Origin of the sequence: Nostoc sp. FACHB-152, from assembly GCF_014697475.1 — a bacterium.
GTDB lineage: Bacteria > Cyanobacteriota > Cyanobacteriia > Cyanobacteriales > Nostocaceae > Nostoc_B.
This window is the reverse complement of record NZ_JACJRV010000028.1, coordinates 47973-72426: the sequence shown is the minus strand read 5'-3', so window position 1 is coordinate 72426 and position 24454 is coordinate 47973. Positions and strand designations below refer to the sequence as shown.

The 24454-nt window shown below is 40.2% G+C and carries 23 protein-coding genes; 8 read left to right on the top strand and 15 right to left on the bottom strand.

The features are described from left to right. Positions 1 to 69: 69 nt before the first annotated feature. The 7 genes from rplI to H6G76_RS19190 form a co-directional block, all read right to left on the bottom strand. Positions 70 to 528, bottom strand: a complete 459-nt coding sequence (gene rplI / locus H6G76_RS19220) for a 50S ribosomal protein L9 (protein ID WP_190704001.1) — start codon at positions 526 to 528, stop codon at positions 70 to 72. A gap of 216 nt (positions 529 to 744) precedes the next feature. Next, positions 745 to 1671 carry an Npun_R2821/Npun_R2822 family protein gene (locus tag H6G76_RS19215; RefSeq protein ID WP_190703999.1) on the bottom strand — a complete coding sequence of 309 codons (927 nt, stop codon included), beginning with the start codon at positions 1669 to 1671 and terminating at the stop codon, positions 745 to 747. A 10-nt stretch (positions 1672 to 1681) separates the two neighbouring features. Then, the gene (locus tag H6G76_RS19210) at positions 1682 to 2677 is read right to left on the bottom strand and encodes an Npun_R2821/Npun_R2822 family protein (protein ID WP_190703997.1); all 996 of its coding nucleotides are present in this window, start codon (positions 2675 to 2677) and stop codon (positions 1682 to 1684) included. A gap of 13 nt (positions 2678 to 2690) precedes the next feature. Continuing rightward, entirely contained in the window at positions 2691 to 3650 is a 960-nt protein-coding gene (locus H6G76_RS19205) for a glycosyltransferase family 10 domain-containing protein (RefSeq protein WP_190703993.1), read from the bottom strand. Positions 3651 to 3669: 19 nt separating this feature from the next. Next, on the bottom strand, positions 3670 to 4872 hold the full coding sequence (locus H6G76_RS19200; protein ID WP_190703990.1) for a glycosyltransferase: 1203 nt from the start codon (positions 4870 to 4872) through the stop codon (positions 3670 to 3672). Continuing rightward, positions 4859 to 7123, bottom strand: coding sequence for an ATP-binding cassette domain-containing protein (locus H6G76_RS19195; protein WP_190703987.1), 2265 nt, complete (start codon positions 7121 to 7123; stop codon positions 4859 to 4861). Before H6G76_RS19195 ends, H6G76_RS19200 begins: the two co-directional genes overlap by 14 nt. Before the next feature lie 147 nt (positions 7124 to 7270). Further along, complete coding sequence (locus tag H6G76_RS19190; protein WP_199337439.1) at positions 7271 to 8443, bottom strand: glycosyltransferase family 4 protein; 1173 nt, start codon at positions 8441 to 8443, stop codon at positions 7271 to 7273. A gap of 392 nt (positions 8444 to 8835) precedes the next feature. On the opposite strand from H6G76_RS19190, the gene gloB reads away from it, so the two are divergent. The 3 genes from gloB to panB all read left to right on the top strand — a co-directional run bounded on the left by gloB (position 8836) and on the right by panB (position 11827). Further along, a complete protein-coding gene (gene gloB / locus H6G76_RS19185; protein WP_190703981.1) occupies positions 8836 to 9609 on the top strand; it encodes a hydroxyacylglutathione hydrolase in 774 nt (257 codons plus the stop codon). A 240-nt stretch (positions 9610 to 9849) separates the two neighbouring features. After that, the gene (locus H6G76_RS19180) at positions 9850 to 10968 is read left to right on the top strand and encodes a two-component regulator propeller domain-containing protein (RefSeq protein WP_190703977.1); all 1119 of its coding nucleotides are present in this window, start codon (positions 9850 to 9852) and stop codon (positions 10966 to 10968) included. Between the two features lie 82 nt (positions 10969 to 11050). Continuing rightward, the gene (gene panB / locus H6G76_RS19175) at positions 11051 to 11827 is read left to right on the top strand and encodes a 3-methyl-2-oxobutanoate hydroxymethyltransferase (protein ID WP_190703974.1); all 777 of its coding nucleotides are present in this window, start codon (positions 11051 to 11053) and stop codon (positions 11825 to 11827) included. A gap of 268 nt (positions 11828 to 12095) precedes the next feature. Here panB and H6G76_RS19170 read toward each other — a convergent pair whose 3' ends face one another. Then, positions 12096 to 13133: an NAD(P)/FAD-dependent oxidoreductase gene (locus H6G76_RS19170; RefSeq protein ID WP_190703971.1), complete on the bottom strand. Its 1038-nt coding sequence runs from the start codon at positions 13131 to 13133 to the stop codon at positions 12096 to 12098. Between the two features lie 145 nt (positions 13134 to 13278). Here H6G76_RS19170 and H6G76_RS19165 point away from each other — a divergent pair, with 145 nt between their 5' ends. The 3 genes from H6G76_RS19165 to rnhA all read left to right on the top strand — a co-directional run bounded on the left by H6G76_RS19165 (position 13279) and on the right by rnhA (position 17056). Continuing rightward, complete coding sequence (locus H6G76_RS19165; RefSeq protein ID WP_190703969.1) at positions 13279 to 14112, top strand: YaaW family protein; 834 nt, start codon at positions 13279 to 13281, stop codon at positions 14110 to 14112. Then, positions 14094 to 15398, top strand: coding sequence for an O-antigen ligase (locus H6G76_RS19160; RefSeq protein ID WP_190703967.1), 1305 nt, complete (start codon positions 14094 to 14096; stop codon positions 15396 to 15398). The genes H6G76_RS19165 and H6G76_RS19160 overlap by 19 nt, the downstream gene beginning before the upstream one ends. 752 nt (positions 15399 to 16150) lie before the next feature. Beyond that, a complete protein-coding gene (gene rnhA, locus H6G76_RS19155; RefSeq protein ID WP_190703965.1) occupies positions 16151 to 17056 on the top strand; it encodes a ribonuclease HI in 906 nt (301 codons plus the stop codon). Positions 17057 to 17122: 66 nt separating this feature from the next. Here rnhA and cruG read toward each other — a convergent pair whose 3' ends face one another. Beyond that, the gene (gene cruG, locus H6G76_RS19150) at positions 17123 to 18307 is read right to left on the bottom strand and encodes a 2'-O-glycosyltransferase CruG (protein ID WP_190703963.1); all 1185 of its coding nucleotides are present in this window, start codon (positions 18305 to 18307) and stop codon (positions 17123 to 17125) included. A 96-nt stretch (positions 18308 to 18403) separates the two neighbouring features. Beyond that, on the bottom strand, positions 18404 to 19312 hold the full coding sequence (cruF, locus tag H6G76_RS19145; RefSeq protein ID WP_190703961.1) for a gamma-carotene 1'-hydroxylase CruF: 909 nt from the start codon (positions 19310 to 19312) through the stop codon (positions 18404 to 18406). Positions 19313 to 19657: 345 nt separating this feature from the next. Here cruF and H6G76_RS19140 point away from each other — a divergent pair, with 345 nt between their 5' ends. Continuing rightward, positions 19658 to 20104, top strand: coding sequence for a hypothetical protein (locus H6G76_RS19140; protein ID WP_190703958.1), 447 nt, complete (start codon positions 19658 to 19660; stop codon positions 20102 to 20104). 207 nt (positions 20105 to 20311) lie between these two features. On the opposite strand, the gene rpmA is transcribed toward H6G76_RS19140, so the two are convergent. The 3 genes from rpmA to H6G76_RS19125 form a co-directional block, all read right to left on the bottom strand. Next, complete coding sequence (rpmA, locus tag H6G76_RS19135) at positions 20312 to 20593, bottom strand: 50S ribosomal protein L27 (protein WP_190703956.1); 282 nt, start codon at positions 20591 to 20593, stop codon at positions 20312 to 20314. 28 nt (positions 20594 to 20621) lie between these two features. Further along, on the bottom strand, positions 20622 to 21020 hold the full coding sequence (gene rplU / locus H6G76_RS19130; RefSeq protein WP_190703954.1) for a 50S ribosomal protein L21: 399 nt from the start codon (positions 21018 to 21020) through the stop codon (positions 20622 to 20624). 503 nt (positions 21021 to 21523) lie between these two features. Beyond that, on the bottom strand, positions 21524 to 22204 hold the full coding sequence (locus tag H6G76_RS19125) for a hypothetical protein (protein WP_190703952.1): 681 nt from the start codon (positions 22202 to 22204) through the stop codon (positions 21524 to 21526). A gap of 613 nt (positions 22205 to 22817) precedes the next feature. Between H6G76_RS19125 and lepB the strand changes: the two genes are divergently transcribed. After that, the gene (gene lepB, locus H6G76_RS19120) at positions 22818 to 23390 is read left to right on the top strand and encodes a signal peptidase I (protein ID WP_190703950.1); all 573 of its coding nucleotides are present in this window, start codon (positions 22818 to 22820) and stop codon (positions 23388 to 23390) included. 93 nt (positions 23391 to 23483) lie between these two features. Here lepB and H6G76_RS19115 read toward each other — a convergent pair whose 3' ends face one another. Both H6G76_RS19115 and H6G76_RS19110 read right to left on the bottom strand, forming a co-directional pair. Continuing rightward, a complete protein-coding gene (locus tag H6G76_RS19115) occupies positions 23484 to 24017 on the bottom strand; it encodes a ComEA family DNA-binding protein (protein WP_190704022.1) in 534 nt (177 codons plus the stop codon). A gap of 14 nt (positions 24018 to 24031) precedes the next feature. After that, positions 24032 to 24406, bottom strand: a complete 375-nt coding sequence (locus H6G76_RS19110; protein WP_190703948.1) for an NINE protein — start codon at positions 24404 to 24406, stop codon at positions 24032 to 24034. Positions 24407 to 24454 lie beyond the last annotated feature (48 nt).

The window sequence follows — 24454 nt, the reverse complement described above, 5'->3', positions numbered from 1 at the left end:
CTTTTTGTCTTTAACCACAGATTTAACACTGATAAAACATCTGTGTATCTGTGGCCATTCAACATATCGTTAGCTGGCAACGACTTCGATATCTAGTTGCGCTGTTACGTCTGAGTGCAGCTTAATTTCAGCCTTGTAAGAACCCAGCTTGCCGATATCGGGGATGGTGATCCCACGACGGTCAACTTCTTGGCTGGTTGCTGCTTTAATTGCATCTGCCACATCTTGGCTGGTGACAGTACCGAAAATAGCTTCGTTTTCACCAACTTGCTTGGCGATTTTCAAGCTGCCAACTTTTTCTAAAGCTGCTTTTTGCTCTAAGGCTTGTTGTTGTAGTTCTAATTGCCGTTGACGCTCTTTTTCACGACGGCGTTCTACTTGTTTGAGAATACCAGGAGTGGCACGGGTTGCCAAACTCTTGGGGATGAGATAATTTCGAGCATAGCCAGGAGCTACTTCTACTAAGTCGCCTAATTTGCCTAACTTGCTGACATCTTGTGTTAAAACTAACTGCACGCGTTTCGCCATTTTTTTCCGTTTTTCCTGTAAAATCTCAATAACTTGGGTTGCAGCAGGATAACCTACATGAGTGTAGCTGTATCCCAAGCAGCTTTGTCTATACCCTAAAGCTTACAGATCCTAGCGAATGCCAGGGGGCGATCGCAACTCCTATTTGCCGAAAAATTAGATTGCGATCGCCCCTATCGTAGGATCTTAGTAATTTTAACCTTTGCAGAAGCCTAATTAAGTGAAAATTTTCCGCACTTGATTTTTCACAGTCCGTAGAGTTGTTTCCCATTGGCTTTGTTTGGCAGGGGCGGGGATGTCTGCTTTTGGTAACGCTGGATTTAAGTTGCGGTAATGTTCCCAAATTTCCCAATAAGGACACCCTGGTTGAATCTGAATACCTGCCCAATGCAGGAATTGCAGGGGTTGATTAACTCTCGGATCAATGAGAATGTTACCCTGTTGCTGAAACTGGGGGCTACCTGCCCAATTTCCAGGAGCTTTTTCTGCTCGACGTACAATGTTAAAGTGGCGGGGAATTCGCCTTAACATTAGATAATTAAGGATGGGTTGGTCAGAAACTTTTTCGCTGAAGTCAAAATACTCTGGATGGGCAGCACACTCAGCAAATGTGTCATATAAATCTTGCTCGGAAAATATATTTTTTTTGGAACCCCAAAAACCACTGTTAAAAATATCTTTGGTATCAGCTTCACTAAAGACTTTTAATTCTAAAACTTGGGGACTAAAAACATTTTTAATCCCACCTAAATGTTGATAATCACAACAAATAAAATCGTATTCTTCTAAATATTTGAAGTTATTACTAAGTTTCTCAAAAACAACAACATCGGTATCAATGTACAAAAACTCATCAAACGGGCCAAACCAACAAGCTGGTTTGCGAAGCTTATTTGGGCTAGCGAAAAACTGTCCGCCAAAAATATCAAATAATTTTTGTGAAAGGTGGTTAATAAAATCTAAATCTTCATATAGCTGTACTCCGTAGTGCTGGTTAAGCAGTGCAGCTATATTGTGATAGTTTTCATTATAGGGAATCATGACAATCGGGATATCCGGGTCAGATAACCGGATACTATTTAAAAGCGCGATCGCATGATCTGTGACTTTATCATTTGCAAAAATATAAATTCCCCGACTCATCTCTTATACCTCAACTTACTAATCCTAATTTTTTTAAAACTCGTTGGCTGAAACTGGGTGGAGCATTGTAAGCTCTGGCTTTAGACTTAAACTGTGGTCGTTTTTCTGGCTCGTGCAAATAGCGATAATGTAAGAAAATATCTCTGTAGGGAAAATCAATATTTTCTCCCTGACATATTTGCCTGAATATATTGGATGACAAGCCAATATAGTGAATATAAGTTAGGCGATTACCCCTGTCATATAAAATATTATTGTGGGCTTCAAAATGATTAGAAGTCACACAACACCCTGTTTTTTCGCTTTCACTTAAATGATTGGCGAAATTATAACTAGAAATTCCTGAGCGCATGACCATGTAGTTAAGAATAGTTTGGTCAGGAGCGTCAGGATAAAGAATTTCAGCTTCTCCTTGGGTGAGTTTTTCTAATAGTGATTCCCGAATTATTTGGGGAAATATATCTTTTTTAGAAGCATACAATCCAGAACAAAATATCTCCGTTTCTAGTCGTTGCTGAGAAAATATCTCGGTTAATTTTGGTGAATCTGGATTATAAACATGAGTCAAATCTGTATATTGAAAGTCATATACTATCCAGTCATGATTATTTAGCTGATTAAAAATTGCATCTAGCGGACTCATTAACAACGTATCAGCGTCCATATAGACAAAGCGTTCAAAAGGGCCATCAAAAGCACCGTAACGCCGATGAGTACCAAATCGATGATATTTGTCTCTGCCGATTTTTAGCCAATTTTGTTGGGCAGTAGGGTGAATATCCCAAATTGTGCGTGCAAATTCATCCCAACGTTGAATAGATTCTTGATTATTATAAATTTGTACCTGGGGACGACGAGCAATTTCAGCCGTAATTTGTGCTGTATTGTCATCATAAGGATAGATACAAACAGGCATTTCTTGCCCATATATTGCCTCAATACTATTTAATAAGGCAATAACTTGGTCATAAACTCTATCGTTTGCTAGGGTACAAATACCATCCATATAATTACTAATTTTAAGAGAATTTATTCACGTATTCTGAGAGCCAGTTGAGCAAATTTAATTTGTGTAAAATAATTTGTCTTGCCTCGGCGATCGCATCTTTAGCCGCATACCAAGCATCAGGAGTAGATGTAATTTCTTTAATATAGGCAATGCCCTTTTCATCTAAACTTGGTAAACGCAAAAAACTACCGGGTGGCAATAATTTATCAGCCGCCGATCCACCATAATAAATTGGTAAGCACCATGCCAATAAAGCATCCCACAACTTTTCACTTACATACCAACTATTGTCTGCATAATTTTCAATAGATAAGTTGTAATAGTAAGGAGCCATGCCATACCATTTGTTACCTAACTCACCTTTAGATTGTGCTGATTTAGGTAAATCACGTCCATACAAATCAAATTTAATCCCACTAGATTTTAAGGATTCTAAAAAACTCAATCTTTGCCGATGGCTAGCTGTACGATTAATTCCTGAAGTAATCCAACTACAAGGAGCAACTTTTGCTGGAGGTGGCATTTCATTTAATTCTCGAAATGAATTAGAGTGATACCAAATTGCCGGCATATAGTCGGGAACAGGAGCAAAATCATCGGGGCCAGAAACGTAACTAGAACAATTCTGCGCCTGTTGATAGTTAAATTTGTTTCTCTCAAGAACTTCATCAAGAGGCGGTTCTCGCAGCAGATAAATTACTCTTTCTTTCGGAACTCCGCGCAGAACAGAGTGAATATCGAATTCTGTTTTTTTCTCTTTTTGACGCAACCTCTGTAACCATGATTTTTGTGGAGTAGGTTTCGGAAAATCGAACTGATACATCAGTAGAAAATCTGGTTTTTGGGCAAGTGCCTGAATTTGCATATTACCCCAAACACCAAAGGGATGAGGAGTTTGTTGCCACAGCCAATCACCTCTGGTTTTGAGAGCGTTATAGCTGCTAATCATACCGACAGTTTGAATATTCATTTGAATTTATTAGTATTAATTAAGCTATAATTTGCGGACGAAAACGTTCATCAACGTAACTAAGAATCTTGGCAGCGCGATTTTCCCAAGAAAACTGTTTTACAAATTCGATAATTTCTGGATAACCATCGATTTTTTTAGGATGAGTTTTAAGAACTTGTCGGAGTGCTGCGGCGAATTGGTTAGGATTATCTGGTTCACACCAAGCTGCGATCGCTGGTGTATTTTTAAACTCCATTAATGAAGGAATTTCTGTAGCTACAATCGGATTTCCCGAAGCTAAATAGTCAAACAGTTTTAGCGGTGATGTAAATGTAGCAGCCTTTCCGGAACAATGAGGGTGAGCCAAAATATCAGCAGCTTGTAATAAAGGTGCTAATTCATCATGCAAAACATAACCTAAAAAAGTTATATTATTTACCTGTTTTGCTTGTGCTAATTTTTGATAATGATCAACTTCTGACTGCTTACCACCAGCACAAGCAAATTGGACATCTGGCATTTCTTTAGCAACATCAATTAAGATATCAATACCTTTAAAGTGTTGTAATGCTCCCGCATATACTACTAAATTTGATTGTCCATTTTTGAGCAGTTTTTCTCGCCATTGTGCTGCTTTTTCTGGCTGCCTCTGCATAAAGAAGTGATTAAATCCATTATGTAATGTAATCACTTTTTCTGGTGGCATTCCATTAGCAATCATGCTTTCACGGATTGCATCTACTACGGTAATAGTAATTTGTAGTAGCGGATTATTTACAATTTCTGGTTCAAATTTTTTCTCCTCATGATGGTGATGTTCGTATATAGCAGGGATACCATGCTTAATTGCGGCTTTGATTACATTCCAATTACGACTGTGTATAAGTTTGGTAGTCGGAAATATATGAAATGGTAAATAATATTTTGTGGCGACGGTACTAGAATTAGTAATTTTGTTTTTGATCTGGTCTATCGGCCAAGGCATTGGCAACGATGCAACTTTTAACTTGTCATGTAAGTTATAGTATTTAGCTAGATTTTCTGGAGTTTGTTGATAATAACAAGGGCTGACTAAATTAACTAGCTTAGTTTTTTTGTTCAAGTAGACTAAAAGAGTAGAGTAACCTAAATTGGCTGCTCCATTAGCAGCGTTGGTTGACTGAACTAAATGAGCTTCTGGCTGGGGTAACTCTGATTGAATATAAAAAACATAGTCTTTTTTAGAGTTAGCATTTTTCATGAGCTTCTTCTTGCATATTATTTTCAAATAGTGTTAATTTATCTAGCAGGGTGATTGCAGAATTATAAGCATCATTAATAAATTGATGCTGCTCTTCTGGGGTATAAATTGCATTATCTGTCAAAGAACGCATACTGTTAAAGATAATATTTAAGCAATCGCGGAACTCGGAAACCATTAAATTAAAGAGTTGATATTGATAATTTCGGTTTTGGTTGGCTTCTGTTGATGGCAGAAACCGCTCTTGAATTTGTACCTGCAAAATATCCTGAAAAATATCAAGAGTGGTGATAATTCTTAAAGCAGATTTATAAGATTCTTGAATTAATTCTTCCTGCTCTTGAGTATTATCGATTAAATCGTCTATTAGCAAACTCAAAACACCAATCATTGAGTTTAACCTGGTGCGAATTTCGTGCGATAGGCGGGTTAAACTTTGATTTTGTTTGGTCTTGCTTTCTACCTGATTGCTAAATTGCATTCCGTAGAGGCGTGAGTAGTAACCGCCTTTTCGTAGGAGTTCGTCATGAGTTCCTACCTCTACGACACGCCCTTGATCAAGAACAGCAATTTGATTAGCTTTTTGGACTGTAGATAGGCGATGGGCAATTACTAAGGTAGTGCGATCGCGGCTTAAATCATCTAGGGCTTCTTGTACCAAACGTTCGGAAACAGTATCTAAAGCACTGGTGGCTTCATCTAAAATTAGAATTTCGGGATTTTGTAACAATGCACGGGCGATGGCTAATCTTTGTCTTTGCCCCCCAGATAACATCACACCGCGATCGCCAATTAAAGTATGAAATCTTTGCGGTAACTTATTGATAAACTCGTAAGCATTGGCGCGTTTAGCAGCGTCAATGATTTCCATTTCAGTCGCGTCAGGTCTGCCATAGGCGATGTTATTGCAAATCGTATCGTTAAAAAGAAAGGTATCTTGACTGACAATTCCCATTCTCTTGCGTACCGATGCAATATCAAATTGCCGTAAATCTATACCATCAAGAGTAATATAACCGGCGATCGGGTCATAAAATCTGGGCAGAAGGTCTGCTACTGTTGATTTCCCCGCACCTGAACCACCAACTAAAGCCAAAGTCGTACCGCGCGGTAAATATAAATCGACATCCCGCAGAACTAACTTGTCATGACCAGGATAAGTAAAAGAAATTCTATTAAAATGTATCCCTTCGTTTAACTGTGTATAAAGAATTTGCCCTTTGGGCATAAAAGGTTTGTTATCTAACCTTAAAAAGTCTGTTACTGCTTCTACACTGGCAGTGCTGCTAGCAAAACTACTGCGAATCCCATTTAACTGCGATATTAATGGTAACAATCGCAGGAGTACTAATAAATATGTTAATAATACTGTCGAAAGAGAAGCAATTTGGTTAGTAAAAAAAGTCTTGCTTAAAAATACAATCAAAATTAAGGCTGTAATTCCCATGACTTCACTCAAAGGTGCAATCACTTCGGAATTAGCCTGAGAAAGAAAATCGGCTTTTTCTCGGAGACGAATTAACTGTTGAACTTTTTGATATTCTCTAACTTCATTTCCTGTTGATTTAACTAAGCGAATGCCGTTCAGAATCTCTAACATCGAAATGGAATAAGCTTTCGACATTTCACTTAGCTGTTTACCAAATTTTCTCGCACGCGATATGGCATACTGATTAATTAAAGTTACCAAAAACAACAAAAATGTTGATGCTAAAGTTAATTGCCAAGAAATTGACAGTAACAAGCCAACAAAAACTATAATTGTAATTCCTAAAGTTACTAATTTGAAGCTATTACCTGTTGCTGTTGCTGCTCGTCCAATTTCTACCCCAAGTCGGTTGATTAAATCACCAACTTTCATCTTGGCATAATAATCTATATCAATTTCCAATAATAACTTTAGTCCGGCTTCGCGCATATCTGCCATCAACATTCGCGTTAAAGAACTAGATGCTAATGAGCTTGCATAGGTCGCTAAATTTTTTAAAATTATTGTTAATATAATTGCTCCAGACATTACTAATATGCGGTATTCATCTGGTACGTTATCAAACGGGAGCATAATTTTTTTCAGGATAGCCGGGGCTTTTGTTAAATCAACTTCTTGCCCGACAATTTTTAAAACTACTGGCACAATCAATGTTGTACTGACACCGTTAAATAAAGCTCCAGAGAATCCTAACACTATAGTCAGTAGAATTAAACCTGGATAGGGTTTGGCAAATCTTAGTAGTAGCTGCTTCGTAGACATTGGGTATATGTATAAAATTTACTTACTTTTAACATTATTCCTCAAGTAAATTGCTGATCCAGATAAATATTTTTTAAATTGATTTTTATCATTATTAATTACAAATTAGTTGGAACAACGCATTACCCTAGCATCTAAAACTAACCCTTACAACCGAGTAATTACTGACTTGAGAGTCGTAGCCATTGCTTCAATACTATATTTTTCTATACACCTCTTTCTTGCTTGTTTGCCACGTTCATTGGCTGCATTTAAATCTTGAAATATTAATTTAATTTGTGCGGCAATTTGTTCAGGATAATCAGAGTCCACTAAATAACCTGTGTCGCCTAAAATTTCTGGAATATCTCCAACTTTTGTGGCTAGTATTGGTTTTGCCATTGCCATGCCATCTGTCAGCTTGAGTGGAAACTGAGCTAAAGCAGCTGGTGTATTTCGTTGTGGGACAACAATAACGTCTGCTGCTGCAACAATTTGCGGCATTTGTGTAGAGGGATATTTTGGTAACTTAATAATCCAACGTCCCCATTTTTCCATAAGTTGGGCATCATAATCGTCGTAGGGACTGCCACCTACAATTACTAGTTTTAAATCAGGCTCATTTAACTGATCTAATGCTATCAATACCTCCTCAACGCCCTTATATGGTCTTGGCGCGCCAGGAAACATTAATATTCGATATCCTGAAAGCCCGTAACGTGTCTTACTTTCTTCAGGATTATAAAGATCGGGATTAAACAGATTCGTATCTTTGCCATTAGGCAAGTAAACACCACCAAATCGCTCTTTTAAAAATTGAGTATGAATGGTAATTGCATCGGCTTTGTTTACCATGCCTTCAAATGTTTTTAAATAAAGCGGATGATCTGGATATCTTAATGCACCATCTTTTTTGAAAATATCTCGATAAAGTTGCTTGACTGAAGGGCGATATTGCCATTTCTCCCCGCCATGCCAACTTAATTCCCAGTCATCAATATCTAAAATTACTGGTCGATGATTTTTTATTTTTTTTATTAGAGCTAGACCAAAAGTAGTAGCTTTAGGTCGCATAGCATAAATAATATCACCATCTAATTTTTTTAAAAGTTGAGATGCTGATTTAATAAATTGGGGATAGTTATAGCCAGCAATATGACTAACTAAAATTTCAGATTGAGGAATTACTGCTGGCTCATCACCAAAATTAAAGCCAATAATTTCTACTTGATAATCAAGTTTTTGGAGGGCTTGCGCTATTAAAAATGAGCGAACTCCTCCACCTCCCCACCGTCCGGCTCCAGCACTTGAGAGGTCGCTGACCAGGATTGAAACTTTCAATTGATTTTTGCTTTTTTCTGGACTCACAATATTTTAATTTTTGGATTTTTTTGTGAGAAACTATATAATCAAATTTTAAATAAAAAATTATTGGATAAAATTTTTACTTAAAATTTGAATGTACAGGTTTTCTGTTTTTAATATAAAAATAACAACCCAAATTTAGACTCGTATTTACTTGATTTCCAGAGAAATTTTACTGATAATTTTGAATAAAATTTACTATATTCTACGTATTAGTACGGTTGTATATTATCATAATTTATGAACTGTCATAGTTAGAAAAAATAAAACATAAATTGTTGACAGTGCTGATACAAGTAGCTCAGGTATTTACTGAGGACTAAGTTTGCAGATTACCAAACAGCAACTTATCAAGGGAGTTAGAGGAAATGCAGATATTCCGTCTTGAGGCACTCTCAGACAACTACGTATTTTTACTATACAATTGTCAACAAAATATTGCCGCAGTTGTAGACCCAGCCGAAGCAGCACCTGTATTAAGTAAACTTGAAGAACTTAAGGCTGATTTAATAGCTATTTTTAATACGCACCACCATCACGATCATGTCGGTGGTAATCAGCAATTAATGCAACATTTCCCCAACCTGACAGTATATGGTGGAGCAGAGGATCAAGGTAGAATTCCAGGACAGCAAGTATTTTTGCAACAAGGCGATCGCGTCAAATTTGGCGATCGCACTGCTGAGGTAATTTTTGTTCCTGGACATACTCGCGCCCATATTGCTTACTACTTTCCACCCAGCACCACCGATGAACCTGGAGAATTGTTCTGTGGTGATACGTTATTTGCTGGTGGTTGCGGTCGCTTGTTTGAAGGTACACCTACACAAATGGTGTCATCCTTAGAAAAACTCCGCGCCCTGCCAGATAATACCCGTGTCTGGTGCGCGCACGAATACACCTTAAACAATTTAAAATTTGCTCTTACCGTAGATGGTGAGAATACAGACTTACAAAACCGCTATGCACAAGTAAAAGCTTCGCGTACCCAAGGAGAAGCAACTGTCCCCTCCTTCTTGGGAGAGGAAAAGCGCACAAATCCATTTTTGCGTTGGCAAGAACCAGCCCTACAAGCAGCAACTAAAAGTCATGATCCGGTGCAAACATTTGCCCGCATTCGGGGAATGAAAGATAAGTTTTAGTGAGAGGCAATAGGCAATAGGCAATAGGAAATAGGTAACAGTAGGGTGTGTTGTCGCAAAGCGCAACGCACCATGAAAAATTTTAGGCGCGTTAGCCTACGGCATAACAGATGCTACTCCCTATTACTAGAAAAAATTCATGAAGACGATTTAAACAAGACCAACAAGGGGAACACTGAGTGTAACCGCCAGCCAGTTTAGGCAATGGCTATACTTACTGTCTCTTGAGGAAATGTCACCGTGGTATTGTTTCACAAGCGTACTAGTTTTTTGATTACTTATATTTTGCTGGGGTTAATAACTTTACCGAACATTGGCCTTGTATTGATGACACCAGCCAAGGCGCAAACAACTAATAATATTCCACCACGCAAAGCTTCAGATATTAAACCATCTGAATTAGCTCCTAATTATCCAGTTGCGCCACCACCACCGCAAATCGATCCTTTACCAAACCAGCGCATCATAGAAGAAAAGTCGATAGAAACAGATTATCGTGTTAGCAACTTATTGAAAGATTTTAAAGGTAATCTTTGGGTCGGTTCTTGGCGGGGGTTATCACGGATCGACCCCAAGACAGGTAAGATATTAGCGCGTGTAAGTTTACCTAATGTTGCTATCGGTGCTTTAGCTCAAGACAAAGTAGGTCGTCTGTGGGTAGGAACTTATGAAGGACTGATGCGCGTAGATTCTGGGACTAACGAAATTACAGCGCAGAATTTGTTTTTACCTTCTAAACGGGTATTGTCGATGTTAGTTGACAAACGGGGCTACTTGTGGGCAGGGACTGATAACGGTTTAGCCTTAATTAGCCCCGACCAAGGCTTAATTATGACGACAGTGAAAAACTTACCTGGGGTGAGTGCTAATGCTTTAACCTTAGATGCTGAAGGGCAACTTTGGGTAGGTACTTTAGATGGTCTAGTACGGGTGAATACAGCCAATGCTTACATTATGAAGCGGATTGACGGCTTACCAGGTACGACTGTGCAAGCTTTAGCTATTAGTCCCGAAGGATTAATTTGGGCAGGAATGGCGAATAGTCTTTTAGTTATTGACCCAAAAACTGACAAAGTGTTGCGGTCAGTGACTCCACTGCGGGGGCGGAATGTCACAACTGTCAATTTTGCCCAAGATGGTAGTGTTTGGGTAGGGACAACCAATGGTTTGTTACGATTAAATCCAAATACAGGCGCATTGTTAGATCAAGTTGCGGGGCTTCCTTCTAGCCGGGTGCTTGCTTTAGTACCTGATATCGGTAATAAATTATGGATTGGTACTAGTGAAGGTTTAGCTTGGTTAATGCCCAAAATGAACGGTGCAAAACCCCATCTTGCTTTCAGTCGTGCTGTGAAATGAGGGGACAGGTGATAGGTGACAGGTTACAGTAAACAACTGTCACTTATCATCTATACCCTGTAACCTCTAACCTGTAACCTCTATGGCAATTACTACCCAGCAATTAATTCAATGGAAACAACAGGGACGTTCGATTGTGGCGTTAACCGCTTGGGATTATGCGATCGCCCAACTCCTCGATGCAGCTGGTGTAGACTTAATCTTGGTAGGGGACTCAATGGCAGTGGTTCTAGGTTATGAAACCACACTCCCCATTACTTTAGAGGAAATGTTATTTCATGCCAAAGCTGTATGTCGTGGAACCAAACGTGCTTTAGTTGTCGTTGATTTACCGTTTTTAACCTATCAAGAAAGCATTGCCCAAGCGATGCACTCAGCCGGCAGGATATTAAAAGAAACAGGCGCAAAGGCAGTCAAATTAGAAGGCGGCTACCCAGCAATGGTAGACACAATAGCCCGTTTAGTAGAAGCCGGAATTCCTGTGATGGGTCATGTAGGTTTAACACCACAGTCAGTGCATCAATTGGGTTTACGTCAGCAGGGAAAAACCGAAGAACAAGCCCAGAGAATTTTAAACGAAGCGATCGCTTTAGAACAAGCAGGTGTATTTTCTATTGTGTTAGAACATATCCCCATAGATTTGGCAATGCAGATTACTCAAAAACTGAGCATTCCGACAATTGGTATTGGTGCAGGGTTGTACTGTGATGGACAGGTGTTAGTGACCTCAGATGTCCTTGGGCTTTCCGCCAAGCAACCACCATTCGCCAAGACTTACACTAATCTGCGAGAAATGATCACCAAAGCCGTGCAGGATTATTCTGAAGAAGTGCGCGAGAAAAAGTTTCCCAACAAGTAGGGGCGCACAGCTATGCGCTCTTATCCAACATATTTGTCTTATTCTTTGGCAAATTGGTATAAGTTACTCTGGGCTAGGATAACTTCTTTGCAAAAAGCTCCTGATAGTTTTGTTTAATACCAATTCTCTATAAACTTGCACTTAATTAGTTTCGCTCTTCCTTGGCGTTCTACCCTGTGGGAAGCCGAAGAAGGCTCGTCTATGCGTTCTTGGCATTAGCCTGCGGCAAGCCGCTACGCGTCTACGTTTATAAATACTCAGTGCATATTCACAAAGAATCGGTAAAAATTTGGAAAAAGTTCACATTTGAAAAATCTACCTGATGGAGGTAGTTATTAATTTGCTCAGATGCAGCTAATCCCGAAAGCATTGCACCTTCAACAAGATTGCCGCCACACCAATCGCCACAACAAACTAATGGCAGAGAAGTGCTGGCAGATAAGACAGTTTCCTGCCAAGGATGGCTAGGAAAAGCATAACGCCAACGATGTACTTGCATCCATTCGGGTGCCTCTAGCCAAGGAAGCCCCAGGATATTAGCAGCTTGCAGCAACATTTCCTGTGCGACTGGTTGTAAATCTGTGGATTCTAGATGCAGTTGGGCGAAGCTAGCACTACTTTGCACTACAAACACGGGTTGTTCAGGGTGAGGGCGTTTGCTACTATCTAAGCCAATCCATCCCAAAACCGGATGATTAAGGAAAGTTTGATCTGTCCAATCTGGTAGTAGTTTAGAATCAGCAGGATAGCCAGCGATCGCACTAATACAAGCAGCAAATTCCACAGAACGCAAGTTATTTAAAAATTCTGTCCCTAATAAATCTTCACCCAATGGTTCTAACAACATCAAAGCCTGGGGTGCAGGAATTGCTATGACCACAGCTTTAGCGATTAATTCTTCATCGCTAGATTCTAAGGTAAGTCGCCAAGTATGATCGGGTGTTGGGTGAATAGCAATGACACGTTGGTTCAGCAACACATCCAAACCTTGCGCCAGAAATTTGGCGATCGCACTCATCCCCGCAGATGCAATATAGCGAGGTGCAGTGTTTTGAATTTCTTCAGCCCAAACTTTTACAACTTGGCGACTATACAATAACTCTACAAACTGTCCGAAAAATTCGCCCTTGGGCTTCAGATAACAAGCCCCATGATCTGCCCAGGTGTCATGCAAGCGGCGTGTGGCCACTCTTCCTCCCAAACCACGAGATTTATCCACCACTAACACCGAATACCCAGCTTGCCTTAACTGCTGGGCGCAAACTAAACCCGCCATCCCAGCACCAATCACGGCAACATCTATCATTAGTTAAGAGTCCTTAATTATTCATCCTTAGTTATTATCCAATGACAAAATACAGATGATGAAGGATACAAAGACTACTAATGGCCGCCAAAAGCTAATAGTAGAATAAGTTACAGAGAAGCGGCACATACGGGAGGAAAGGAAATTGGATGAACTCAGGGCGGCTTTAGAGCTAGCAACGGATGATGAATTGCAAGATTTAACGGCAATTTTATTTAGTCGGAAGTTAAATCCTCTAGATTATGTTCAGACACCCGAACCTATCGAAATTCAAAGCCAAAACCGTCAAGCTTGGTTAGACTCTCTTGAAGAACGCTTTCGGTTTTTGGCAGCAGATGGGGTGACAGTATTGCGGGGACGTACAAACCAAGTAACTTACCGCCAAGCGTTAGTTCAAGTATGTAAATATTTAAAAATTCCTTACTCTACTCATTTAACAACTGTTGATTTAGAAGCAGAAGTATTTTTGCATCTGCTGGGGCAGGTATGGAAAAAACTGCCAGAAAAAGACAAACAAAAGTTGACAGTCAAAGTACAACATCATCTGGCGAAAACCGAACTGAAAGAACCTCTACCCTTGATGTTGCAGCGTGATCCCTTAGGATTGCTGTTCAAAGGTGGTAGTGCATTAGCTGTGACTTCGGTGCTGCAACCATTTGTCCTAAAACAAATTGCCCGACAATTTGCCATACACTTAGCTACTTATCAAGTAGCTAAACAAGCTGCCATCTCAGGTTCAACAATTCAATTTGAAACCTATGTCGCCATGCAAATGGCTAGGCAGGGTATGACTATGAGTGCAGCCCGTTATGGCGCAGTCCGCACGATGTTTGCCTTTGTCGGCCCGGTGATGTGGACTTGGTTTTTGGCAGATTTAGGTTGGAGAGCGATCGCTACTAACTATGGTCGCATCATTCCTACAATCTTTGCATTAGCACAAATTCGACTCACGCGTGATGAATGTTGGGAGCCAGCTTGAAAATAGCTTTTAACCATCCCAACCCTCGCTTACAATTTGCTTGGAATTCTCTCCAAATCGGGCTTTTGGTTTTTCCACTAAGTCCGTTTTTGGGGTTTGTAGCGATCGCTTTAGCAGCTTTAATAACTTGGCTGCGACAATACCCCGCAATTATTCGCCGCCCCCTTAATCAAGGATTTGCCCTTTTGAGTTTATTACTCATAATTACTGCGGCATTTGCGGTCAATAAAGTTGATGCTTTCTTGGGGTTATTTAATTTACTACCTTACTTTTTTGTATTTAGTGGCTTAAGTAGCTTAATTCAAACAATCGCCCAATTGCGGCAAATAGCTTGGATTTTAGTAATTGGTTCTGTAGCCCTAGTAATGATGGGCTTTGGGCAATTGTTTTTCGGTTGGGCTTTGAAGTTCCAGTTTTTATGGATTGTCTTAGATTGGGCGATCGCCCCTGGGGGAGAACCGCCTGGACGGATGGCGGCAATTTTTATGCACGCTAATATTTTTGCAGCTTATTTGTCTATAGTTTTTACCCTCAGTTTAGGGCTGTGCCTAGAAAAATTGCCCTTAAGAGGTAAAAAAAACTCCCCACTTCTCTTCCTCACCTTAACTATCATTGCCAATTTTGCCGCTCTGATTTTAACTAACTCGCGTAACGGATGGGCGATCGCGATGATTGCTTGTTTAGCCTACGCACTTTATCAAGGTTGGCGTATCCTTGTTGCTGGCGTTGTCGCTATCGTTAGTAGCGTTCTCTTAGCAGCTTTTGCACCTTCATCCATTGCTCAAATTTTTCGCCAAATTGTACCTGCTTTCTTCTGGGCGCGGCTAAATGATCAAATGTATCCAGATAGACCAGTAGCTTTAATGCGGAAAACTCAATGGGAGTTTGCCTGGAACTTGGCACAGCAGCATCCTTGGACAGGTTGGGGTTTACGTAGTTTCTCTGCACTCTACAAAACAAAAATGCAAACTGACTTAGGTCATCCCCACAACTTGTTTTTAATGTTATCTGCTGAAACTGGATTTCTGACAACTCTTTTGTTTTGTGGCTTATTGGCTTGGATATTAATTGCAGGTATTCAACTTTTGCGGCAATCAAATTATTTAGCTAAATCAGATAAATTAATTTTTTTCAGTTATCTCTTGGTGTTTGGGGAGTGGGGACTTTTCAATACAGTAGATGTAACCATATTTGATTTTCGAGTAAATACGCTCTCATGGTTATTTTTAGCTGCTATTTGTGGAGTTGTATTTCATCAAAACAAGGCAATAGGCAATAGGCAATAGGCAACAGTTGTCTCTTATTTTATATTTCTGCCAAGAGTTAAAAACACTTACTTCTATAAATATCAAGTTTTAAAGGCTGACTTAATCTCTATTTCCAATGCTCTGCTGCCTATTGCCTCCTCCCTACTATGACCTGGATATTTTTCAGTGGTTACACTGGAGGCATTCAGGTTTTCTAGTTAATAAGATTACTATATTCACATTTGTGACTGTGAGTTTGGTGAATTTGCTCATCACAAATTCACCAATGTTGCTGATAGTTGGGAAGGTGTAAGGACAACCCTTTTGGGGTTTCCTACATGACGGGCATCTAAATAATTAGATGCCCTTTTGTATAACTTATTTTTTATCAGTTAAGCACTGTTTTTGAGATATTTAATTGATTAAAATTAAGTATTTCAATCGCAAAAACCTAAAATGCAGGGTGTGTTATGCTGTAGGCTAATGCACCTTAATAAATAATAAAAAGATAATGCGTTGCGCTACATAACAACGCAGCTTCATATTTTTATATGTTTAACTAAAATAGTTGTTGACTAAGGAGATTATCAAAAAAATATTTAGTGTGTCTCCAGTCCACTTGATTTTTATGGCAGTAACCTATATAGTTCTACCCATCTTTTGCCGCTAAATTTTCGTGCTTTTTATCCTACCGGAGTTCTGCGCGAAGGCTGACTCTGCAACCTGCGGGAAGCGGCTGATGTGTCCACAGAATTCTCTCGGCGTACCAATGCGGTTTCGATATCCTGATCATGTCTACCCAACGTATAATTCAAAGCATATACACCGATGGTGCTTGTACTGGAAACCCTGGCCCTGGCGGTTGGGGTGTTGTAGTTTATTTCAACGATGGCTCAGTTCACGAAATGGGCGATGCCTCACCGCACACCACCAATAATAAAATGGAGATGCAAGCGGCGATCGCAGCCTTAAAATATTTCCATGCTTGTGGACAATCTCAACCTATTACTCTTTATACCGATAGCGAATATCTGATTAACTGTGTTACCAAATGGGTAAAAGGTTGGAAAAAAAAAGGTTGGAAAAAATCAGATGGTAATCCCGTTCAAAATCAAGACCTTTTGGAAATTTTAGATGAATTAAATAATCGCTTAGTAAGTTGGCAATACGTCCGGGGACATTCTGGTAATGTTGGTAATGAACGCTGTGATGTGATCGCCCGTGGATTTGCTAATGGTAAAATTCCATCTCTCAAGGAACTATCTCTTGCCGATGCTCACAAAACTTTACTAACTTCTAATGAAATAAATGTAGCTAAAGTTTACGAAGATCAGGCACACTCGACAATAATTAACAAAATAAAACCGGAAACCATTACTTCTGCATCAGATATAACCGTTATGGAACCATCCACCGCAAACACTGCGGCTACAGACACAACAACCCCTGAAATCAGGGTTGGGCAACTCCGCAACTTGGTTGAAACTCTACGTATCGCTGATGAAATTGCTGAAAAAGGCTACTTAATTACTAGTTCTGAACTAGCAGATTTGATGGATGTCCACGCCAGTGCCGTCACTAGCAGGGGAGATCAGTGGCGCTGGCGGAACTGGATTGTGTCACGCGTCAGACGCGAAGGTAATCAAATTCTTTGGGAACTTGAACGAGGAGATCGCGTTGGAGGTGAAGAAGAATAGGGAATAGGGAGTAGGGAGTAGGGAAGAGAAAATTCCTGATCACTCATCACTCCCCATTCCCTCATCTTATGTTCCATACTTTCTTCCTCGCCATTCCTTGGGAGTGCGGAATGCAGATAAGAAGATACGCAGCACTGCTAGAGGATCAGCCAATGGTGACAACCAAAATAACCAGCCACCCTTAGCAGCTGTGCGATCATAAGAAGGTGCGATCGCCAATAACATTCCAAAGCGAATTAGCAGCAGAAAGGCATTCAACCCCAGCAATAAACGCACAGGCAGCAGGGTAGGCAGGGGAAGTATCAAGCCGCCGAGTACAATCAGTAGCGGCAGACCTTGAACTGCGGAAAGTAGCCATAAATCCCCCCAAATTTGAGCAGAATTCGATGCATCTTTCAGGTCAAGGCTGCGCCCCCATTCTTTCCAAGTTTCTAACGCTCCCTCATACATCCGTACCTTATACACCTTGGCACCATCTAAAAACCCTACCTTAAATCCCTGAGCAGCAATATATCGAGCTAAGGTGACATCATCGCAAAAAGAACTACTAGCACTACGATAACCACCCACAGCAGCTAACACAGAGCGACGGCATAAAAAACACTGTCCATTTGCCATCACTCTTTCTGGCTGTTCGGTTGTAATTCCGGCTGGGTCAAAGCGATATAACAAAGTCATTAATAAAGCTGGTTGTAATAAACACTCACCCGGATATTGCAGGATAAATTGGGGTGAGAGGGAAACCAAATCATACCCTTGGGCTTGGGCTACCTTCACCAAACCAGCAACTAAACCTGGATGTGGTTGAGTATCAGCATCCATCCCCAAAAACCACTCGCTATTTTCTGACGTGTTCAAAAAGCCGCTATGCAACGCCCAAGGACGGCCTACCCAACCAGTAGGTAGGGGGTCATCAGTCATCACCCGAAAGCGAGGATCTTTTTGCTGTGCAGCTTTTACCAAGTCAGGAGTGCCATCTTGGGAATTACTGTCTACAACAATGATTTCTCGAACCTCGTAGCTTTGCTGACTCAAACCTGATAATAAAGGACTGATGCGCCCAGCTTCGTTCAAGGTAGGAATGACAACGCTAACATTACCCAACAAATCCGGTGTTGGTTGTTGTGGTTGAATAGGCGGTAGTCTTCTTGGGCCTTTAAGCAGACGCGACAGCAGAATCGCCGTTGCTGGTAGTTGGATAAGTAGCAATATAAGCGTTATGGCGCTTTCTACTGTCAAAGCGTTGTCCACGGTAAAAATACTTTGCAATCAATTTACTAAAGCGTGAAGTGTGAAGTATGAAGTCTTATGTTTCATACTTCATACTTCATCCTTCATAATTCATACTTACTTCAAAGCTACTTTGACGCTAGCGACTGAGACTTCTTGAGTTGCTGGCTCAACCTTAATTTGAGCAGGTACAGCTGATGCTTTCCACCAAAAGGCAACAGCAGGAGCAACCCCTAGCACCAAACCAAGCAATACAGGAATAGAGAATCCAGCAGCCAAGCTCATAACTGTAGCGAAGCCAAAGTTTCCTAAATAGACTGCTAAGGGTAAATTGAGTTGCGATCGCTCAAATTTAATTGGCTGATTTCTCCACAACAAAGCTGCCACGGTCATAAACACTGTACCAGTACCCCACCAACCAGCAAAGTTTTGATAGGGCATACCAAAGAAAGCACCTGGTTGATGCCAGTACCAGAAGGGTAAAGCTGTTTGGCTCATTGCTGGGTCAAGCACAAAATCCCAAGAGGTTAGCAGCAAAGAACCCAAACCAATCGCACCCATATGTCGCCACAGGCTGGGTTTTGTATCTACTTCTAAACCTGCACGGGCTAGCAAATAAGACACACAACCCAAATAAAACCAAGATAGGGGAATTGTAAAGGGAACTAAACCTGCAATTTTATAACCTAAGCCACTTAAATAGGTGTAGTGTCCAAAAGGAAAGCCTGTGCTGGTTCCTAATAGTTCGCTGGTTAACGAGATAAATACAGCAGGCAGCATAAACGCTAAAGCACGACCAATACCCAATGTCCGCGAAGCATATAGCAATACTGCTGCGGCACCCAAAATCATATAAACTACACCACCGCCTGCCATACTCCACTGCATGGCAGTTTGTCCTACCTCAGACAGGTGAAAAACAACTTCGGCATTAGGTACAACCAGCAATATACCTACTAATCCAAACACCATTGACACGATATGACCAATGAGGCATACGCGCTCTGCAACAACAAGTTGTTTCATGACAATTCCTTAATCAAGATGTGATACTTTGCTACTCTGCTGCTAACAGTTTACAAATGTTTACGAAAATATTTAACTACTTGGTACCGCAATTCTTTGTAAATTTATGGAACTCCCGACCAGAGCATAACAGCCTATTGATTGCCTCTAGAAAAAATAGGATGATAAAGTAATAGTCTAAGTCATTGCTGTCCCCATCTATCCAACTTCAAGATAGGTTTTTTGTAGTTGGCTATAACCTTTACTCTCTCCATCAAACAGGCTTATGCAAGACAGCCATAGCAGCTGCTAAACTCCGTGCATAATTGAACATACCGCTTTAGCTGCTGAAGGCAAAACCAACTCATGTTATTTTTCAAACGACTTCCCTGGATGTCCTTACTCCTGGTACTGATTAGTTACAGTACCCTGGGCTGGGTTTTATCCGAAACCCATACTCGTTGGTATATCTGGACAGTGGTTATAATTGCCATATTATTATTGATAGGAAGTCTAACTGCTCCCTTGTCTACTGTGGCAAATTATTCCACCATATTTTTGAAATCCAGTAGTAGAAGTTTTCTGGTTGCAGTTTTCGGGGCATTTTTGTTTTTTCTGATGGTTGCGTGGTTTCGCCTCTTCTTAGATACCTTGTTAATTATTGCTGCTGCCGTACTAGCAAGAATTGATTTTCAAACATCTGGATTTAAGGAAGAACAAGCTTTTTTGTTGACATCCTTATTTTCATTGGCAGGTATGGCTGGCGGTGCGGCGGCACACATAGAGTTATCACAGCTTACACACTTGTGGTAAGTAATATTGCTATTAAAAATCTATTAAATATAGCAAAAATGAGGGTGGGAATTACCAACCCTCATTTTTATCATTGATGATGAGTAATGTATAACTAGGTCACATAGTAACAGCCAAGACAGTGAGGACATAAGGAGAGAATAAACTTAGAAATCATCAGAGTTTTCACTCTCTCATCTATCCCCTGTGACCTGTGACCTAATATCGTTAGCTAGCTACTGCTTCTGTTGTTACCGCAGGTGGGTAAACACTAACTTTTTTCCGAGATTTACCTTTTCTTTCAAAGGTAACTACACCGTCAACTAAAGCAAACAAAGTATCATCACAGCCGATACCAACATTGTTACCAGGGTGGAATTTAGTTCCGCGTTGACGCACTAGGATATTTCCAGCACGGACAACTTGACCACCGTAACGCTTTACTCCCAAACGCTGGGCATTAGAGTCGCGGCCGTTACGTGTACTACCTGTACCTTTCTTATGAGCCATAATTTCCTCTTGTTTTTGTTATAGGTAATTATTCAGCAGCAGTTTCCGCAGGAGAATCTTCAGTTACAGCAGTTTCAGCAGTTGCTGTTTCTGGGGCAGAAAATACCTGACCATTGAGAGTAATAGAATTAATTAACAGTCTGGTAATTTCTTGACGATGCCCCCGCTTTTTACGGGTTTTCTTCTTTGGCTTCATTTTGTATACTAAGACTTTGCGGCCTCTCAAATGCCGCAGAATTGTCCCTTCTACAGTTGCCCCGGTGACTAACGGCTGACCAATGCTTAGTCCGCCATCGTGCTGTACTAGTAGTACCGAATTTATTGTAACTTTTTCATCTGGTTGAGCAGTTAGTAGCTCAATGTCATAAAAACGACCTGGCTCAACTCTGAGTTGTTTACCGCCAGTTTCAATAATTGCGTAAGTCATCAATTAAATTGTCCTTGAAGTTGCCGTACAGGTAGCTAGCCATTATCTTCTGAAAAATAAAGCGATTGACCTTGGCTTGGGCGATCGCACTTTGCTAGCCTTTGTGATGTGTCTACCTGATCCGAGCAGGAATTAGACAGACAATCTAAGATTATAATTTATTCAATAGATGTAAGTCAAGGTTTTGGTAGCCAGAAACCGTGGGATTAGCGAAAATTAGTGGCTTTGAGGTCTGCGAAAAAAAATCAAAAAATTCTCAAATTATTTTTTAGAGATTTGCGTAATCCGGGTCAAGGCAGCTGAAGTTATATAGTGACACAGAACAGCACCAAAAATCTGAGCAGAGACATTTCCTGTTCAGATTTTTCCCTTGCAATGCCATTGGTCAAAGTCTAGACCCCTTGATAGCAATATAAATATCGCTCCTTTATCAGTGCTTTGCATGAACTAATAAAAGAGCGAAAGGATAAATAGCAAAAGATTGATAGTGCTACAAAAAGTTTTTATGAACCTAAAGTATTTTTACTACTATGCCGGCTAATTAGAGAACCAACTCCAGTTATACCCATAATAATTAAGCTGAGGGTGGCTGATGGTTCTGGTACTTGCTGGGGTGTTTGCAAACTAAAATTCAGTGTAGCTAACCCCTGTGAAGGTACACCAGGCGGCCCAAGTTTATCTTGTTGCGTAAAACTTATAGTACCTGTAACATTCTCAAATAAACCTGTTCCACCAAAGATAGTTATATTACCACCACCTTTAATAGTGCCTTCTGCAAAATTAATTTCTGCACTATCACTTGCTTTGCCAAATAATTCATTAGCACCGCCGTAATACCTATCAGAAAATACTTGTTGTCCCTCTAACCCAAACACGTTAGCATCTGAATTAAAGGCATATTTGGTGATAGAAGGATTTTCACTAGGTTGCAACTTGCCATAAGTGTTGCTCGTAAAAAAATCCAAACCATAAGGCGCAGGTTCTACACTTTTACCTGTAATGGTTGCTCTGACAATACCTAAGTCCGGTCTAAAAGTCGGATCAATAGTAACTGTTGTATTGTAGTTATTGCTAAATGTATAGGTATTATATGAAATCTGCGCTGTTGCACTTTGTATATTCGACCCTAAACTAACTACAGTTAGGGCTGCGGGAATAAGCCAGCCAATATTTGAACTAAACATATATTGTCCTGTTTCGTCCAGAAAGAAACGACATCACTCCCACAATTTGTAGGAACTTAAATCGTAAGTTTATTAGTAAAAACAGTTTTTAAGAACTGTTAAGAACCATATTAAATATACTTGTTTAGCTTTTCAATATATATTAGGTAATATTGATTGAATTATTTTTAGATAAATAGTGTAAATTAGATAATACAAAATAGGTAAGTTTTATGATATGTAGATTTTCACATCAGTGAAATATAGGAAAAATATTTAATCGCAGATATATAGCAATCCTATTTGATTTACAAACTACTGGTGGGGGCAGGCAATAGGTAACCCAAAAGAAGGCAAGTAACAATGTACTGATTTTATTCAAAATCAAATATGAGTCCTCTAGATGAGTAGGAACTGGTAATTAAATTTAGGCAAGGTGAATTAATGATAATTGATGAGTCATGGCTGTTATGGCGATGAATTACAAGGCAAGAACTTTACAGAGTGTCTTAGGCGATCGCAGCCAGCATAATATTAGTATTTACATGGGTTATACACAAACCCAACGAGCTTACCTTGAGTCTTAAAATAATCAAGGTAGTTGTCCCAATTTTTGAACTGGCTGAAAACCTTTATGATTCCTCAGGAAACTGATGCACAAGAAACGCCTGCGTCACCAAAAGGATGGCGTAGTTGGCGGGAAAATTTGATTTTGGTAGCGATCGCGTTATGTTTGGCAGTGTTAATCAGGACTTTTGTTGCCGAACCCCGCTACATTCCTTCGGAATCGATGGTTCCTACTTTATATGAAGGCGATCGCTTAGTAGTAGAAAAGCTTTCTTACCATTTTCAACCGCCCACAACTGGGGATATTATCGTTTTTCAGCCACCTGAAGAACTGCAACGCCGTGGTTATCCCAAAAATCAAGCTTTTATCAAGCGGGTCATTGGGCTACCTGGAGAAATTATCAAGGTAGCCAATGGTAAAGTTTATCTCAACGGTCAACTTCTGCAAGAAGACTATATTGCAGAACCACCAAATCAACCATTCCCACCCGTACAAGTCCCAGCAGACCAGTTTTTTGTCATGGGAGATAACCGCAACGACAGTAATGACTCCCGCTACTGGGGCTTTTTACCAAGACAAAATATTATTGGTCGGGCAGTATTTCGCTTTTGGCCTCTCAACCGTATTGGCTTGATTTAATTATTGAAATTTTCCCCAGCATCCAATGCATGGGGATTAAAAAACTCCGCGTTACTTTGCGTTTACCTCAGCGATCCTCCGCGTTTAAAAAGGTTAAAACCGCAAAAAATACATTAATTGAGCGATCGCCTCAGCAGGTAATTGCAATCGTCGTTGAAAATCAGCTACATTACGATATGGGCCGCTGGCTACTCTATTTTCAATCACTGCTTGGGCAAGAGACAAATCCATATATGGTATTTTTGCTAACGTCTCAACTGTCGCCGTGTTTGGGTTGACTAAATGGGTAGGATCAACCAAAGATTCGTGATCATAATAAACAAAACTCAGCAGTGGCTCTAAAGGCTTGATGCGCTGCACTGGCAAACTTAAAGCTGCTGCAATATCTTCAATACAATAAAATTTAACACCCGAACGCGACAATTCTACAAGCGATCGCGCTTGGTGAATCGACAATCCTGGTAAGCGTAACCAATCATCTACTGTCGCTTGATTAGCATCAATGCGGATACCTAATTGTGCCGCTATTTGAATTTCTTCCCCAGATTGCAATCGATAATAAGGATCATTGAGCAGTTTAGCCCGAAGTTTTTGCAACTTGAAGTTTAAAGGTAGCCAGTTGTTCATCATTTTCAATTGCATCAAGAAATTTGGTCAAGCAGCTGGCGGCGTTTTTGCTCAAATTCGTACTCAGAAATTAAACCATCTTGGCGTAGTGCATCCAACTCACGCAAAGCACTAGCTATAGTTTCTACTTGATTGCTAGTCTGCTGAGAAAACTTAACTGCTGACTTGCCTTGATTAAAATTGCGGTCAAAAGCTTCCTCATCTTGGGCTAAATACCAAACACCTTCAATCGCACTAGCCACCTTGGGGATAGGTGTCCAAGAAAGCAGAACATATAAAATTCCCCATAAAGGCTGCCCTAAATAAAACTTATGTAATCCAGAAATGGTCAGCGTCCCAGAAAAAGCTAAAATAGCAGCGATACTTCGACTTTTGCGCTTAGTTAACATAATTTACTATAAATTTACCACTTTCACAGTTTTCACAATTAAACAGCG

Bases quoted from the DNA above. Each gene is read 5' to 3' on its own strand.
- H6G76_RS19210 (WP_190703997.1), bottom strand. From the start codon at position 2,677: ATGGATGGTATTTGTACCCTAGCAAACGATAGAGTTTATGACCAAGTT.
- lepB (WP_190703950.1), top strand. From the start codon at position 22,818: ATGATTCCTCAGGAAACTGATGCACAAGAAACGCCTGCGTCACCAAAA.
- gloB (WP_190703981.1), top strand. From the start codon at position 8,836: ATGCAGATATTCCGTCTTGAGGCACTCTCAGACAACTACGTATTTTTA.
- H6G76_RS19215 (WP_190703999.1), bottom strand. From the start codon at position 1,671: ATGAGTCGGGGAATTTATATTTTTGCAAATGATAAAGTCACAGATCAT.
- H6G76_RS19110 (WP_190703948.1), bottom strand. From the start codon at position 24,406: ATGTTAACTAAGCGCAAAAGTCGAAGTATCGCTGCTATTTTAGCTTTT.
- H6G76_RS19160 (WP_190703967.1), top strand. From the start codon at position 14,094: ATGTTGGGAGCCAGCTTGAAAATAGCTTTTAACCATCCCAACCCTCGC.
- H6G76_RS19200 (WP_190703990.1), bottom strand. From the start codon at position 4,872: ATGAAAAATGCTAACTCTAAAAAAGACTATGTTTTTTATATTCAATCA.
- H6G76_RS19195 (WP_190703987.1), bottom strand. From the start codon at position 7,123: ATGTCTACGAAGCAGCTACTACTAAGATTTGCCAAACCCTATCCAGGT.
- H6G76_RS19125 (WP_190703952.1), bottom strand. From the start codon at position 22,204: ATGTTTAGTTCAAATATTGGCTGGCTTATTCCCGCAGCCCTAACTGTA.
- rplU (WP_190703954.1), bottom strand. From the start codon at position 21,020: ATGACTTACGCAATTATTGAAACTGGCGGTAAACAACTCAGAGTTGAG.
- H6G76_RS19170 (WP_190703971.1), bottom strand. From the start codon at position 13,133: ATGATAGATGTTGCCGTGATTGGTGCTGGGATGGCGGGTTTAGTTTGC.
- H6G76_RS19140 (WP_190703958.1), top strand. From the start codon at position 19,658: ATGTTATTTTTCAAACGACTTCCCTGGATGTCCTTACTCCTGGTACTG.
- H6G76_RS19115 (WP_190704022.1), bottom strand. From the start codon at position 24,017: ATGAACAACTGGCTACCTTTAAACTTCAAGTTGCAAAAACTTCGGGCT.
- cruF (WP_190703961.1), bottom strand. From the start codon at position 19,312: ATGAAACAACTTGTTGTTGCAGAGCGCGTATGCCTCATTGGTCATATC.
- rnhA (WP_190703965.1), top strand. From the start codon at position 16,151: ATGTCTACCCAACGTATAATTCAAAGCATATACACCGATGGTGCTTGT.
- panB (WP_190703974.1), top strand. From the start codon at position 11,051: ATGGCAATTACTACCCAGCAATTAATTCAATGGAAACAACAGGGACGT.
- H6G76_RS19205 (WP_190703993.1), bottom strand. From the start codon at position 3,650: ATGAATATTCAAACTGTCGGTATGATTAGCAGCTATAACGCTCTCAAA.
- rplI (WP_190704001.1), bottom strand. From the start codon at position 528: ATGGCGAAACGCGTGCAGTTAGTTTTAACACAAGATGTCAGCAAGTTA.
- rpmA (WP_190703956.1), bottom strand. From the start codon at position 20,593: ATGGCTCATAAGAAAGGTACAGGTAGTACACGTAACGGCCGCGACTCT.